We start from the raw sequence: 14,449 nt of genomic DNA on the forward strand, positions 1-14,449 counted from the left end.
AATCAGCAGTCGTGGACGGTGCTGGCTTTGAGGAATTCCTGTTTGAGCTCGTCGAAGTTGTGGACGGCCGGGAAGTGGGGGAATTCGTCGATGACGTTTTGCGGGGCGTGGATGAGGATGCCCTGCTCTGCCTGGCCCAGCATGGTGGTGTCATTGTAGGAATCGCCTGCAGCGATCACGCGGTAGTTCAGCAGCTGGAAGGCGCGGACTGACTGGCGTTTGGGGTCGCGCTGGCGCAGGAGGTAGTTGGTGATCTGGCCGTCTTCGGCCACTTCGAGTTTGTGGCACAGGAGTGTCGGGTAGCCCAGTTTTTTCATCAGGGGCATGGCGAACTCGTAGAAGGTGTCTGACAGGATCACCACCTGAAAGCGTTCGCGCAGCCAGTCGAGGAATTCCCGGGCGCCGGGCAGCGGGTCCAGTTCGCCAATGACTTCCTGAATCTGCGGCAGGCCATAGCCGTACTGATCGAGAATGCGCAGGCGCTGCTTCATCAGCACGTCGTAATCGGGAATGTCACGGGTGGTGGCCTTGAGTTCTTCAATGCCGGTTTTCTCGGCGAATGCGATCCAGATTTCCGGGATCAGTACTCCCTCAAGGTCAAGACATGCGAGTTCCACAATGGTCTCCTGATTACGTGGTTCGGTGGCTGAGCTGCCGCTCGTGATTGATCAGGAGCGTATGATAAGGAAATCCGGTGCGGAATGCATCGTGATTCTGGCTTTCGAAAACAGGGCATTAAGGTATAAATATATAGATTGTCATTCCTTCCGGCTATGAAGGATTGAATGTTAACCTGCCTGAACACTGATTAAAGGTATGTTTTCTCCATGACGGATATCGACACCCTTCGCACGGAACTCGAGGGCCAAAGCCCAAGGGCCATCCTCAAGGCGGCGCTCCAGCATTACGACAACATCGCTATCTCGTTCAGCGGTGCCGAGGATGTGGTCCTGATCGAAATGGCCCACAAGCTCACCGACAACCTGCAGGTGTTCACACTGGATACTGGCCGGTTGCACCCGGAGACCTATGAGTTTGTGGAGAAGGTCCGCAAGCATTACGGCATCGAAATCGAGGTGCTGTTCCCCGACGCAGCGGAAGTGCAGGATCTGGTCGATCGTAAGGGCTTGTTCAGTTTTTACGAGGACGGACATTCGGAGTGTTGCGGCATTCGCAAGGTCAATCCGCTGAAACGCAAACTGGCGACGGTGGATGCCTGGATTACCGGCCAGCGCAAGGACCAGAGCCCCGGTACCCGCAACGATGTGCCGGTGGTGCAGGAAGATTCGGCATTCTCAACCGAAGACAGAACCCTGGTGAAGTTCAATCCCCTGGCCAACTGGACGTCAAAAGAGGTCTGGGACTACATCCGGATGTCGGAAGCGCCCTACAACAAGCTGCATGAGAAAGGTTTTGTCAGTATTGGCTGCCAGCCATGCACGCGGCCAGTGCTGCCGGGCCAGCATGAGCGGGAAGGCCGCTGGTGGTGGGAAGAAGCCACCAAGAAGGAATGTGGTCTGCACGCCGGGAACCTGATCGCCAAAGACTGACCAGGCCCCGAACCTTTCGGGCTGCCCGCTTAGTACGTGGGCAGCTCCACGTCCTTGAACAACTCCTCGATCTCTGACCGACTGCCCTGATGCGCGACCGCCGCATCAATCCTCTCCTTGGTGAGGTGCGGTGCAAACCTGTGCATGAAGTCATACATATAGCCACGCAGGAAGGTGCCCTTGCGGAAGCCGAGCCGGGTGACACTGGGCCGGAACAGTTTGCGGGCATCCAGGGCGACCAGGTCGGTATCGGTCTTCGGATCAAAGGCCATGCTGGCGATAATGCCAACGCCGAGCCCCAGGCGCACATAGGTCTTGATGACGTCCGCATCGGCGGCGGTAAACACCACCTTTGGGGTCAGACCCTGTGACTGGAAGGCTTCGTCCAGCTTGGAGCGACCGGTGAAACCGAACACGTAGGTCACCAGCGGGAATTCGGCCAGCTCCGGCAGAGTCAGCTCCGGCTTCTGGGCCAGCGGATGATCTTTGGGCACGATGACGCTACGGTTCCATTTATAGCAGGGCATCATGATCAGGTCGTTGAACAGCTCCATGGCTTCGGTGGCGATAGCGAAATCCACCGCACCGTTAGCTGCCATCTCGGAAATCTGCATCGGGGTACCCTGGTGCATGTGCAGGGACACATCGGGGTACTCTTCGATGAAGCCGCTGATAATCGGCGGCAAGGCATAGCGGGCCTGGGTGTGGGTGGTGGCAATACTCAGATCACCCTTACGCTGGTTACTGAATTCCTGGGCGATTTTCTTGATGCCTTCCACCCGGCGCAGGATCTCGCCCGCCTCCCGGATGATGATCTCGCCGCCCGGCGTGATACGGGTAAGATGCTTACCACTGCGGGCAAACACCTCCAGGCCCAGTTCGTCTTCCAGCAGACGGATCTGTTTCGATATCCCGGGCTGCGAGGTGAAGAGGCTTTGGGCGGTCGCGGACACATTCAGATCGTGATGGGCAACTTCCCAGATATAGCGCAATTGTTGTAATTTCATCGATTGCTGCACTCCCGCATAAAAACTTTAGCTTTCATTCTTTTTTATTATAGATAAAACCTTTTCCAAAGTTTAGACCAAAATTGCATTTACGCATCATTTGGCTGCGATCTGAGTCATTAGAAACCTTGACTTGTCTGACGCAAAGCACACAATCCGCTTTACGTCTTTAAATTCCGGCATTCAGGGAACCAATGCTGCTGACCACGAAATTCCTACGGCCCAGTTCCGATCCGAGAGCGGTTCCCCGCGATCGGCTGCGTGCCTTGCTGGATCCTGCAGGGCCGAAACGACTGGATCTGGTCATAGCCCCGGCCGGATTCGGCAAGACGACCCTGGCCAGCCAGTGGTGTGCCCGAACCTCCTCTCCTACCGCCTGGCTGTCCCTGGACGAGCACGATGACCAGCCCCGACGATTCTGGCAGTACGTGATCGGCGCTTTCGAATATGCAGGACTGCCAGGTATGGCCCAGTGCCACAAACTGCTGGCGCAGGAGGACGACGGAGATCCCACGGCCGTCATCACGGCACTGATCAACGAGCTGGCTCGGGACGGCGGTGCATGGGCCCTGGTCCTGGATGACTACCACTTTATCCAGGATGACACCATCCACCGCCAGTTGGCCTGGTTCATTGATTACCTTCCACCGGGCGTGCTGGTTTGTTTGGCTTCACGCACTGAGCCGCCTCTCCCGCTTGCCCGCTGGCGGGTTCGCCGCTGGGTAGAGGATATTCACCCCGGATTGCTCGCATTCTCCGAACAGGAGTGCCGGCAATTTTTCCGGGACACCATGGGGCTGGATATCACCGACGAGGATGCCCGCAGGATCTGCCGCAAAACCGAGGGCTGGGTTGCGGCCATGCAGTTGTCCGCACTTTCCGGTGACAGCAGCATTTCCCGGGAGGGACTGGCGAAACCAGTCGGAAATCTGGAAGTGGACGAGCGCCATATCAGCGATTACGTGCTGACCGAGGTGCTCGATAAGCAGCCCTCCCACCTGGCTGACTTCCTCCTGGAAACTGCCTGCTGCCCTCGCCTGAATGCCTCCCTGTGCAACAGCATCCGGGGACGGGACGACAGCCAGGAAATTCTGGAAGAACTTCTCCGGCAGAATCTGTTCCTGATTCCACTGGACAATCACAACGGCTGGTTTCGTTACCATGATCTGTTCCGGGATGCCCTTTCCCGGCGGATACAACACGCTCAGCCGGAACTGGCCGAATCGCTCTGGCGCAAAACCGTCGACTGGCTGCTGGCTCACGGCCACGTACAGGAGGCCATTGCCCAGATTGTGCGCCACCAGGACTGGCCCTGGCTGGCCAGGGTACTGTCGGAGCATGGCAATAACCTGATCCACGGTGGCTTTCACCTGCCGGTACTGGACTGGCTGGGTGCGCTCCCAGAGCATCTGTTGGCCGAAAGCCCGCAACTACAGATGCTGAAGATCTGGGGCTTGTTCTTTGCCAATCGTGTGGACAGCCTGGAACCCCTGCTCGTGGCACTCGAGGATCTGCTGGACCGGCGGGTAGCCGATTCCCATCCGGATGCCGAAGGCGCACTCGGATTGCACAGCGAGATCTCCCTGATTCGTTCCTATCTTGCCCGCTCCCGGAGCGACGACAAGGCGGCCAGCGACCTCACCCGTCGCGTGCTGGAAGAGATAGATCACACCCGCATCCCCCTGAAATCCGTCACCTACTACGGGATTGGCCTGGACTGTTTCGGACGCGGTGAATTGCCCGAGGCCGAGGATGCCCTGCGCTCCGCCGTCCACTATGGCCAGGTGGAACGTAAACCCAGCACGGTGCTTTCCAGCGGTGGACTGCTGGCCTGGATCCAGTACAACCGGGGCGATATCGACCTGGCCCTGGAAACCTGCACCGAAGTTCGGCAATGGGTAGACAAACATTACGCCGATCCAAGCCAGCCACGGCTGATCTCCTGCTGGCAGAACAGTGCCCTGACCGAGATCTACCGGGAACGCAACGAGCCGGAGTTGGCCCGGAGCCACCTTGCGCCCCTCCTTGAGCACGTCAGTAACGGAACCGAACCTGGTCAGCATGTGGTGATCCAGTACGTTCGCGGGCACCTGGCCTTCAGCGAAGGCCGGTTCCGGGACGCTATCGAAACCCTTGAGGATGCCTGGCAAACCAGCAGAAAACGGCGGGACCACATCGTCTTTGAACCGCCGGCCAGTGCCGCCCTGCTCGCTCGCTGTTTCCTGGCTGAAGGTCACCCGGAAAAGGCCGCGGGCATCATGTCGGCCACGGAAGGCGAGGAGGCCACCAATCCCCTGAACCGGGAACAGTTACGCATCAGCCAGGCCCGGGTGTCGAACGCCCGGGGCAAGCCGGAGGACGCGTTGGAGTGCCTGGTCGGACTACGTGAATCCGCGTCACGCCATGCCCACAACCGCCATCTGGTGGAGATTTTGCTGGTATCTGCGGAAGCGGAGGATCTTCTGGGACAGGCCGGAAAAGCGAACGCCCTGCTAAACGAGGCGCTGGAGCTTGCGTCGGGCTCCGGATTTGTCCGGCTCTTCGGTGAGGAAAGCCCGCGGATTCGGGAAATGCTGCTGGATCTGCCGGCGTTGCGGACACCGGGTAGCTGGAACCGGCTAGTCCTGCACATGCTCCGGGAGCTGGAGAGCACACGGGTCGCACATGAAAAGCAGGCCGCCAGCTCTTCCGCTGACCAACGATCTTCTGTGTCGGAGGATCACGGGAGCCTTGTGGAACCATTGAGCCAACGGGAAATGGAAGTGCTTGCCCTGATCAATGAGGGTCTGGCCAACAAGGACATCGCCAGCAAGATGGAAGTGGCGCCGGCCACGGTCAAGGCCCATATCCGTAACCTCTACGGCAAGCTTGCCGTTGGGCGCCGGACCGAAGCCCTGGCCAGGGCCCGCGAGCTGGGGCTGCTTGAATCCTGACCGCGAATAAGCCTCAAATTGTGAATCCCATCACATTTTGCAGAACCTTTCCCTGGCCACTACGCCCTTTGGACGATCCGTCTACGCCCTCTACTCCCCTATTATTCTTCCGACGGTGAGGCAAAGCCCCACCAAAGAATTCTGAAACTTCAGGCCTTCAGACTTCTCTTGTACCGCGTTGTTTCGACGCCCGGGTTCGAAAAGAACCCCTTCGCCAGGAGCCGCCCAATGGGACGGCTCTTTTTTTATCAGTGCTCGATTATCCGACGGAACGGTGGCAAGGCATCCAGCAACAACTGGCCATAGCGGCGGGCAATGATGCGGCGATCCAGAATGGTGACCCTGCCGGTGTCCTGCTCGGTGCGCAGCAGCCGGCCGACCGCCTGCACCAGCTTCACCGAGGCATCCGGAACAGTGATTTCCATGAACGGATTACCACCGCGCTGGGTCACCCATTCCGCGAGGCTCGCTTCGATGGGATCGTCCGGAACCGAGAACGGCAATCGGGTGATTACCACGTGGTGGAGGTACTTGCCCGGCAAATCAATACCCTCGGCAAAGCTGGCCACCCCGAACAGCACGCTCGGGCGACCCTCATCCACCCGGCTGCAGTGCTGGCGCAGGACTTCCCCCTTTGCCATGTCGTCCTGGGTCAGGATCAGGTCGGGATATTCCGGAGCCAGGGCATCGCGCACCTGCTGCATCTGTCGGCGCGAGGTGAACAACACCAGGGTGGCCTTTTCGCCGGCCCACAGACCCGGCAAGCGCTCGACCAGGGCATCGGTAAAGGCATCATCGGTGGGCATGGCTTTCATGGCGGGCACCTCCACGGTCGCCATCTCGCCATAGCGGAACGAGCTCGGTACCACCAGGTACTTGCTGGCTTCCGGCAGGCCCGCCCGGGATCTCAGACGATCAAACCGGCCCAGGGCAGTCAGCGTGGCGCTGGTCAGCACCGCGCCGTAGGCCCGTGACCAGAGCCGTGAATACAGCAGGTTATCCGCCAGCACCGGCGAGCTGTAGAGGGTGATGTCCTCGGCGTGGTCCCAGCGCTGCCGCACCGCCCAGCGGGCCGGTGGCGGACTCTTGGGTTTTGGTGCCGGGGCGCCCTGTTCTTCATCACCCTGCTTTTCCTGGCTGCCGGAACCAGCCTGGTCGCACCACGCCGCCCAGAGCCTCAGTTGTTCCTCGGAGCGACTGTGGAAGGAACCGATCACCGGGTACCACGCCTCGGCAGTATCCCTGTCGATGTCGTGTTCCTTGCGGTCGTCAAAGGCCGCCTGGAGTTCATCGGCCAGAGAGCCAAGATGACGGACCAGTCCCGCGGTAGCAATACGTGCCTCCCCGGCAAGTTCCGCCAGCTGTTCCGGCAACTCGCCCTCCGGGTAACGCCACTGGGCGGTGCGACGCTCCTCGTTGAACTCCCAGCCGGTGTTCTGTTCGGCTTCCTCATAGACCCGCGTAAGCATCTGGTCCACATCGCGGGCCGCTGTGCTGATCTTGTCCAGGGTCTTGACCGCCTGGGTACCGGGAGCCAGGAACGGCTGCATCTTCACCAGCGCCTGGGACAATTGCTTGAGCCACTGCCGGGTGGCGTTCAGGGGAACCGAGGCGGCGAAATGGTTCAGGGCCTTGTCCGGCAGGTGGTGGGCCTCGTCAAAAATGAACAGGGCATTTTCCGGCTCAGGCAGGATCGCGCCGCCTCCCAGGGCCAGGTCGGCAAGCACAAGGTCATGGTTGGCAACGACAATATCGGCGTCGTCCAGGTCCTTGCGGGCGTCAAAGAAGGCGCAGCTGTCAAAATAGCTGCAGTGGCGGTTGGTGCACTGCCGGTGGTCGGTGGTGACCTGGCGCCAGACGTCATCGGGAATCTGCTCAGGCCAGTGGTCCCGATCCCCGTCCCACTTTCTGGACCCGTAACTGGCCAGCATTTCCTCGAAAAAGGCGCGGGTACCCGGTTCATCGCCGGACGGGCTGTCCAGCAGGAACAGGGGCATGGTGTCGCTGTCACCGTTGCCCTCGTCGTGAAGTCGTGCCTCCAGGCGGGACATGCACAAGTAGCGGCCCCGGCCCTTGGCCAGGGTCCAGGAAAAATCCATCTTGCTGTGTTTTTTCAGGTCCGGCAGATCCTTCAGGACAATCTGGTCCTGGAGCGCCACGGTAGCCGTGGAAATCACCAGGGTCTTGCCCAAAGCTTTTGCAACCGGAATCGCGGCAATCAGGTAGGCCAGGGTCTTGCCGGTACCGGTTCCTGCTTCCACCACACAGGTGGCGGGCGGCGAGGTGCGCTGGCCATCGTTATCGGTGATCTCACCCATGTAACGGGCGATTTCGGCGATCATCAGCCGTTGACCATAGCGGGCCCGGATGTCCTTGCCCGCCAGCACATCCCGGTAGCCTTGCTGGATCTGTTGCTTGATCTCTTCCGTCAGTGCCATCAGCGCGGGCTCACCCAGTCACGGACGGTGCCGACCCTGAACGACTGCCCCTGCCTGCTCAGGATCACGCCGTCTTCGGTGATCCGCTCTACCGTCAGGCCCGAGAAAGTGTCTCCGGCGCGCAGGTAGTTGTCATTGATCATCACCCGGCTTGAGGACGGGTCGGATGAGTACAGATGGCTGTTAAAGGTCAAATCGGGAATGCTCTTCTGGAATGACAGGGGTAACTCGACAAGATGCGGTACCCTGCCTGAGCTTTCGGCTGCGGGCAATACCGGATTGCCATCGCTGGCACTGACGGAAGGCACAATGATGGTAGGCTTCTCCGAAACCTGTGGTGCCGGGACAGCCTGGGGCTCCGGCCTCTCCAGGTCTTCCGCCTCGCCGGTCTCCGCCACTCTCTCGTCTGCCGACGCCTGGTTGACCGGTTCCGGAACTTCAGCGGGCGGTTCCCGGCTGGCTTCTGCAACAGCCTCTCCATTGACGCGCGACGGGGCCTCCTGCTCTACGGGAGTCACGATCAAGCCCTTGTCCGGCCAGAACACCACAGCCAGAACTGCCGCATTGACCAGTAGTGCCAGGGCAATCCAAACCACAGCCGAACTGGCCCGTTTCTTCTTGGGCCGATGAATCAATTGGACTTGCTGGCCCAGGTCAGGAACCTTGCCCTGGCGCCGCTCGGTTTCGGATTTCCGGAGTGCATCGAGGATATAGGACACGGCTTACCCCTTACTGCTCGAAATACGGGGAACCAGTCGGGGCCCCGGGGTATCCAGGTCGTTATTGATCTGGATAACCGTCATGGCACCGGCGATGCCATCCACTGCCAGACCCTTGATTTCCTGGTACCAGCGCACCTGTTGTTCCGCTGACATGCGTTTAACCCGACCATTCTCGGTGGCAGAGGTGGCATACCGGTCGGCCAGCTCCATCATCCTGGCGCCAATCCACAACTGCTGGCCGTTACCGGAGGCGTAGAAATTGTCACCTGTCATGTATTCGGGTAAACGCCATAGCACGCGGTACTCCCCAAACCAGTATCGCTCCAGGCTGGCGAAGGACATTTCCCGAGACTGGCCTCCGGGGAGCATGACTTCCGCCATGTCTCCATCAAGAGTCTTGAGCACGGCATAGCCGGTCTCACCAGCCTCGTTGCGAAGCTGGAGCATGGCCGGTCGGTTCAGGAACTCGAGACTCCGGCGCGTTCCCTGCCGCTCCAGACATCTCAGGCCGATGGTGCGGGCATAGTCACAGGCAACGGGATGATCCTCGGGCCGATAACTCTTGTCCCACAGACCGAAGAGTAAACGGAAAGCCCCTGGCCTGCTGACCCGGTCTTCCGCGAACCGGAAACTGGCCAATGGCTCCCGGACAGGCTCCAGGATCGGGGGTCCCTCTGTGGCAATCTCAGCGGTTGTTTCGTCGGCCACGTCTTCGGATTCGGCTTCCCGGTCAACCACACCCGCCTGTTCAGTTTCGGTTTCCAGAGCTCGTTCGAGCGTGTTGGCCAGGGGCCAGCGGTCAACCAGCCAGACCGTACCCATAACAGCGACCAGAATGGACGCAGCCACGAGCAGGTACTGTGATCCGCGCCCGGAACCATTTTTGGCGGTAACCGGAGCCGCGTTGCCGCCGCGAACTTCCCTGGCCGCCTGTTTGATATGGCCGGTCGTAATCTCGTGTTCGCCTTCGGCGTAGGCGCCCAGTAGTGCCCGGTCGCTGATCAGGTTGATCAGGCGGGGAATGCCCTGGCTTTCCTTGTAAAGCCGGTTGATGGCGCCCTGGGAGAAGATATCCCCGCGCATTCCGGCCACTCCGAGGCGGTACTTCAGGTAAGCCGGCAGCTCATTCCGGTTGATGGCATCCAGATGGTAGCGGGCCGTGACCCTCTGGTTGAGCTGGCGAAGTTCGGGCAGGGACAGAATCTGCTGCAGCTCCGGCTGCCCGAGCAACACAATCTGCAGCAGTTTCTTCTCGGCGGTCTCGAGATTGGTCAGCAGCCGCAGCTGCTCCAGCACATCGGCAGAAAGATTCTGCGCCTCGTCAATCAACAGCACCTTGTGACGGCCGGCGGCGTGGGCATCGAGCAGATCCCGGTTGATCAGGTCAACCAACTGCTTGATGGTGGCGCCCGGCTCGTGGGCAATCCGCAGCTCGTCGCAGATGGCGGACAGCAGTTCCTGGGCAGACAGCCGGGGATTGAGGATCAGGGCAATGTCCACGTTGTCCGGGGCATTCTCGATAAAGCAGCGGCTCACCGTGGTCTTACCGGTCCCTACCTCGCCGGTGATCACGATGAAGCCACCCTGCCCCTTCACCCCATACATCAGGTGAGCCAGCGCTTCCTTGTGGCGCTCGCTCAGGTACAGATAGCGGGGGTCTGGCGCGATGGAGAACGGCGGTTCCCGGAAACCGAAGAAATCGTAGTACATGGACGTCCAGTCAGATGCTCAGGCACCGGGCATGGGCTTCACCTGCCCGGTTTGTTATGGCGGTATGATAGCGCCCGTTTCAGCGGCGTGTCATCTCAGGATGCACTGGAATCGGAATTGCTTATCAGCCGGAGTTCGGCGGTTCGTCGATTCTGCTGTTTCAGGCGCCTTACGCATCGCTCCAGGGTCTTGGAGATCCGGGCATGGGAGCGGATCATCGAGATTTTCGGCCAGGTGGCACGTTCTCCGGCCAGGATCATCTCCCGGACATAGGCCGGATCGGGATTGGCCAGCATCCGGCTGAAATCCCGCACCGAGTAGGACGGTGCGATGGTGACATCGCCGGAATACCGCTGGGCCATGATGGTGTACATCTGCCCGGATACCTGCCGGAGTAGTTCCGGCCGCAAGCGTTTGCGCAGGTAATCGAACACCCCCTGGCCGTGGAACTGGATCTCGGACTTGAGCAGGTGCATCGGCAGCCTGGCCAGGGACAGCTTTTCGTCCTCGCCCCGGCCACTCAGGAACGGCACAACGTGCGGGTTGGTCTGGCTGACGATGGTGAAGTTCACATCGTACAGGTGCATCAGGCGCTCAATGGGCAGATCACTGACCACGGAGCCATCCACGAACTTCACCTTGGGCATGTAAGGCAGCGCGTTACCGTGGAGGTCCTTCTTCATCAGGGTGACCGGCGGGAAAATCCCGGGGACCGCCGCGCTGGCCAGGGCCGCGCTCCAGACCAGCAGATAGGGCGACGTGTAGCCACACAGCAGCCGGGCTTTCTGATTTGCCTGGACGGGCGATACGCTGATGTTGATCGACCGGCCGGTGCGCTGATAGGCCTCTTCGAAGGAGTACTCACCGATATTGGCGCGCAGACAGGAGCGCAGCTGTTCCTGGTCCATGAGGCCGTCGCCACGCATGGCACTGAGCAGGCCTCGCCATTTCCAGGCCTTGAGATTATGGTTTTCCGGAACCAGCATTTCCGGGATTTCGGCGTCGGTGTGCACACCCAGAATGGCCGCGATAATGGCGCCGCTGCTGGATCCGGCCACCACCTGGGGCAGCAACCCCTTCTCCCAGAGGGCCTTGATCACCCCGAAATGGAACATCCCCAGGGTGGCACCGCCACTGAGCAACAACGTGGGCCGGCCGTAACTGGTCAGGGTGTCCCGGAAGAACTGGAGCTTGTCGGCCACGGGGAAGCCCGGCACCGGATTGTCACAGAGAAAATCGAGGGATTCACAGACCTGGGTGATGTATTCCTCGATCAGGTGTTTGGTACCCACCCTTGAGCGGGTGTAGAGGGCCGCATTACCCATGTTACCGAGGTCATGGTGCAGGCCCTCGCGAAGCGCACGCTTGAGGCGCTCGAAGTCATTCTGCTGGCGATACTGCTTGAGGTTGCTCAGGCGATCGTAGATGAGCTCGTAGTGATAGAGGTCGGAGACAAACTCCTCCTTCCACTCGGCGTTGCCCTCCAGGAAATCCAGCTCCAAGGCTGCGGCTTTCCAGACCTCGTAATTCGGAGCCTCCGCCAGCATCTTCCGGTACTTCGCAATCCTCGCATCCTTGATCACCCTGGCCTCCTCACGTGTCGCGCCGGTCAGAAATCCTCAAGCATCAGGTCTTCGTCGTCGCCACTGGCAAACGGATCTTCAGTCACCTTACCATCATTGATGAGGAATTCACGGCGTTGCAGGAAGGCATTGCGCACGAAGGTGTAGCTATCGCCGGAGATAAACCCTTCGGCCGGAATCAGATCCGCCCGCTTGTCCACGACCTGCAAGGCCCGGGCGTAGTAGACCTCAGGACTTTCGGCGGCATCCCACAGCGACGGGAACACAAAACCATCTGTTGCGAGGCCACTGAAATGCCGTGGCGTTGATGGCCCAAGGAAAGGCAGCATCAGATAAGGCCCGGAGCCGGCACCCCAGTACCCCAGGGTCTGGCCGAAATCCTCCGGCCGCTCCGGCAGATCAAATGCCGTGGCCACATCGAACAGGCCACCCAGCCCGAACACCGTGTTATAGGTAAAGCGCCCTGCGGCAACCACAGCGGATTCACCCTTCAGTTGCAGGAGGCTGTTAATGAAGTTCCGGACTTCCGTGAGATTATTGAAGAAGTTGGTGACACCCCGGTCGACAACCCGTGGCGTGAATGTACGATAGGTCTGGGCTACCGGCTTCAGGAACCAGCGGTCAATGGTTTCATTGAAGGTAAAAACGCTGCGATTCCAGGACTCGTAAGGATCTTTCGGATCAACCGGCACAGAGCCTTCCGGCGCGGGCTCCTGCATCGCCTGGGCCTGCACCTGACCCGCCATCAACATGGTCAGGATCAGCATAACCATGGGAAAGCGCCCGGAAAAAAGTTGTCTCATCATACACTCTCGGGTTGTGAATCTTGTTTCGCTTCGTCGAAAATACCGGCGCTATCCGCTTGTCATTATAATTTTTATCTTCCGGAGGAGTCCGATGTCAGTACCAGGTAATCTTGTCAGCACCCTGGAAACGCCCCTGCGCTGGGGCGACATGGATGCATACGGCCATGCCAACAATACAGTTTATTTCCGCTTCTTCGAGGAGGCCCGGATTACCTGGTTTTCGTCCCTGAATGTCGGAGGCCCGGAAGAGCCCACCGGACCCGTCATTATAAAGACCAGTGCCACCTTTCTGAAAGAACTGACCCATCCTGCTTCGGTAATAGTGGAAACCTACGCCGACAGGGCCGGAAACACCAGTCTGGACACTTACTATTTGTTAAAAGATGCAAAAACCGGAGAGGTCTATTCGGAAGGTTACGCAAAAGTAGTGTGGTTTGACCGGACCGCCCGAACCTCAACGGCGCTGCCAGATACCCTGAGGCAACTGGCAGCCCGTTAAGGCTTCAGATCAACGGCGGCGAACCACCACGCTGCCGATGGAATAACCGGCACCGAAGGAGCAGATTACCCCCAGGTCGCCGGATTCCAGGTCGTCCTTGTGCTTGTGGAAGGCGATGATCGAGCCGGCGGAACTGGTGTTGGCGTATTCATCCAGGATCACCGGCGCTTCCTCTTCGGTCGCGTCCCGGCCCAGAACCTTCCGGGCAATCAGCTGATTCATGTTCAGGTTGGCCTGGTGCAGCCACATCCGGCGCAGGTTCTCCGGAGACAGCGCCAGCGCTTCCAGGTGGCTTTGGATAGTCTGGGCCACCATCGGAGAGACTTCCTTGAACACCTTGCGGCCTTCCTGGACAAAGAGCTTATCCGGCTTGCCAATGCCCGATTCATCCGCGCGGTTCAGGAAACCGAAGTTGTTGCGGATGTTGTTGGAAAACTTGGTCTTCAGGCTGGTACCGAGGATCTCGAAACCCTGCCCTTCTTTGGTGTTTTCTTCGCGCTCTACCAGAATGGCGGTACAGGCGTCACCGAAGATGAAATGGCTGTCCCGGTCCCGGAAGTTCAGGTGTCCGGAGCAGATTTCCGGGCTCACTACCAGTACGGAACGGGCGGCGCCGTTCTCCACGGAATTGACCGCAGCCTGCAGACCAAAGGTGGCGGAGCTGCAGGCCACGTTCATGTCGTAGGCGAAACCGTCGATACCCAGGGCATCCTGCACTTCGATGGAGATCGCCGGGTAGGCGCGCTGCAAGTTCGAGCAGGCTACGATGACCGCATCCACATCCGCCGGGGTTTTACCGGCCTGTTCCAGTGCCTCATTGCAGGCGGCCACCGCCATGTCACACTGAACCGAGTGTTCGTCGTTGCTGCGCTCCGGGATGTAGGGCGTCATCCGACGCGGGTCGAGAATGCCTTCCTTGTCGATCACATGCCGGCGCTTGATACCAGACGCCTTCTCGATAAATGCAGAAGAGGAATGCTGCAGCGCGGCGATGTCACCGCGCTCGATTTCCCCGGCATGCTCGTCGTTATACAGGTCAACGAACTGGTTGAACGCTTCGACCAGCTCATCGTTATCAATTGTTGCAGGCGGTGTGTACAGACCAGTTCCGCTAATGACGGCTTTAATCACGCTAACCCCACGTCAAGACAGTGAAAACTTGATGACAGAATGATGCACTGTCGGAAATACTAACACAGTC

At 59.6% G+C, this 14,449-nt stretch carries 11 protein-coding genes; 3 read left to right on the forward strand and 8 right to left on the reverse strand.

What is annotated here, in order from left to right:
- Positions 1-2: 2 nt before the first annotated feature.
- Complete coding sequence (thrH, locus tag BM254_RS04390; protein WP_091999346.1) at positions 3-617, reverse strand: bifunctional phosphoserine phosphatase/homoserine phosphotransferase ThrH; 615 nt, start codon at positions 615-617, stop codon at positions 3-5.
- A gap of 210 nt (positions 618-827) precedes the next feature.
- Between thrH and BM254_RS04395 the strand changes: the two genes are divergently transcribed.
- On the forward strand, positions 828-1,550 hold the full coding sequence (locus BM254_RS04395; RefSeq protein WP_091999349.1) for a phosphoadenylyl-sulfate reductase: 723 nt from the start codon (positions 828-830) through the stop codon (positions 1,548-1,550).
- A gap of 29 nt (positions 1,551-1,579) precedes the next feature.
- Here the strand turns inward: BM254_RS04395 and cysB are convergent, their stop codons facing one another.
- On the reverse strand, positions 1,580-2,557 hold the full coding sequence (gene cysB / locus BM254_RS04400) for an HTH-type transcriptional regulator CysB (protein WP_091999352.1): 978 nt from the start codon (positions 2,555-2,557) through the stop codon (positions 1,580-1,582).
- 194 nt (positions 2,558-2,751) lie between these two features.
- Between cysB and BM254_RS04405 the strand changes: the two genes are divergently transcribed.
- Positions 2,752-5,490 carry a winged helix-turn-helix domain-containing protein gene (locus BM254_RS04405; protein ID WP_091999355.1) on the forward strand — a complete coding sequence of 913 codons (2,739 nt, stop codon included), beginning with the start codon at positions 2,752-2,754 and terminating at the stop codon, positions 5,488-5,490.
- A gap of 248 nt (positions 5,491-5,738) precedes the next feature.
- On the opposite strand, the gene dinG is transcribed toward BM254_RS04405, so the two are convergent.
- The 5 genes from dinG to BM254_RS04430 all read right to left on the reverse strand — a co-directional run bounded on the left by dinG (position 5,739) and on the right by BM254_RS04430 (position 12,746).
- Entirely contained in the window at positions 5,739-7,928 is a 2,190-nt protein-coding gene (dinG, locus tag BM254_RS04410; RefSeq protein WP_091999359.1) for an ATP-dependent DNA helicase DinG, read from the reverse strand.
- Positions 7,928-8,647 carry a general secretion pathway protein GspB gene (locus tag BM254_RS04415; protein ID WP_091999362.1) on the reverse strand — a complete coding sequence of 240 codons (720 nt, stop codon included), beginning with the start codon at positions 8,645-8,647 and terminating at the stop codon, positions 7,928-7,930. Before BM254_RS04415 ends, dinG begins: the two co-directional genes overlap by 1 nt.
- A gap of 3 nt (positions 8,648-8,650) precedes the next feature.
- Positions 8,651-10,360 carry an ExeA family protein gene (locus BM254_RS04420; protein WP_091999365.1) on the reverse strand — a complete coding sequence of 570 codons (1,710 nt, stop codon included), beginning with the start codon at positions 10,358-10,360 and terminating at the stop codon, positions 8,651-8,653.
- 95 nt (positions 10,361-10,455) lie between these two features.
- Positions 10,456-11,943, reverse strand: a complete 1,488-nt coding sequence (locus tag BM254_RS04425) for a DUF3336 domain-containing protein (RefSeq protein WP_091999368.1) — start codon at positions 11,941-11,943, stop codon at positions 10,456-10,458.
- 26 nt (positions 11,944-11,969) lie between these two features.
- Positions 11,970-12,746 (reverse strand): MlaA family lipoprotein, encoded by a 777-nt coding sequence (locus BM254_RS04430; protein ID WP_092000713.1) that lies wholly within the window; start codon positions 12,744-12,746, stop codon positions 11,970-11,972.
- 94 nt (positions 12,747-12,840) lie between these two features.
- Between BM254_RS04430 and BM254_RS04435 the strand changes: the two genes are divergently transcribed.
- Complete coding sequence (locus tag BM254_RS04435) at positions 12,841-13,248, forward strand: acyl-CoA thioesterase (RefSeq protein WP_091999371.1); 408 nt, start codon at positions 12,841-12,843, stop codon at positions 13,246-13,248.
- Between the two features lie 9 nt (positions 13,249-13,257).
- Here BM254_RS04435 and BM254_RS04440 read toward each other — a convergent pair whose 3' ends face one another.
- On the reverse strand, positions 13,258-14,379 hold the full coding sequence (locus BM254_RS04440; protein WP_091999374.1) for a beta-ketoacyl-ACP synthase III: 1,122 nt from the start codon (positions 14,377-14,379) through the stop codon (positions 13,258-13,260).
- Positions 14,380-14,449 lie beyond the last annotated feature (70 nt).

Source organism: Marinobacter pelagius, assembly GCF_900114925.1.
Taxonomy (GTDB): domain Bacteria; phylum Pseudomonadota; class Gammaproteobacteria; order Pseudomonadales; family Oleiphilaceae; genus Marinobacter; species Marinobacter pelagius.

Bases quoted from the DNA above. Each gene is read 5' to 3' on its own strand.
- BM254_RS04395 (WP_091999349.1), top strand. From the start codon at position 828: ATGACGGATATCGACACCCTTCGCACGGAACTCGAGGGCCAAAGCCCA.
- cysB (WP_091999352.1), bottom strand. From the start codon at position 2,557: ATGAAATTACAACAATTGCGCTATATCTGGGAAGTTGCCCATCACGAT.
- BM254_RS04405 (WP_091999355.1), top strand. From the start codon at position 2,752: ATGCTGCTGACCACGAAATTCCTACGGCCCAGTTCCGATCCGAGAGCG.
- dinG (WP_091999359.1), bottom strand. From the start codon at position 7,928: ATGGCACTGACGGAAGAGATCAAGCAACAGATCCAGCAAGGCTACCGG.
- BM254_RS04420 (WP_091999365.1), bottom strand. From the start codon at position 10,360: ATGTACTACGATTTCTTCGGTTTCCGGGAACCGCCGTTCTCCATCGCG.
- BM254_RS04430 (WP_092000713.1), bottom strand. From the start codon at position 12,746: ATGAGACAACTTTTTTCCGGGCGCTTTCCCATGGTTATGCTGATCCTG.
- BM254_RS04435 (WP_091999371.1), top strand. From the start codon at position 12,841: ATGTCAGTACCAGGTAATCTTGTCAGCACCCTGGAAACGCCCCTGCGC.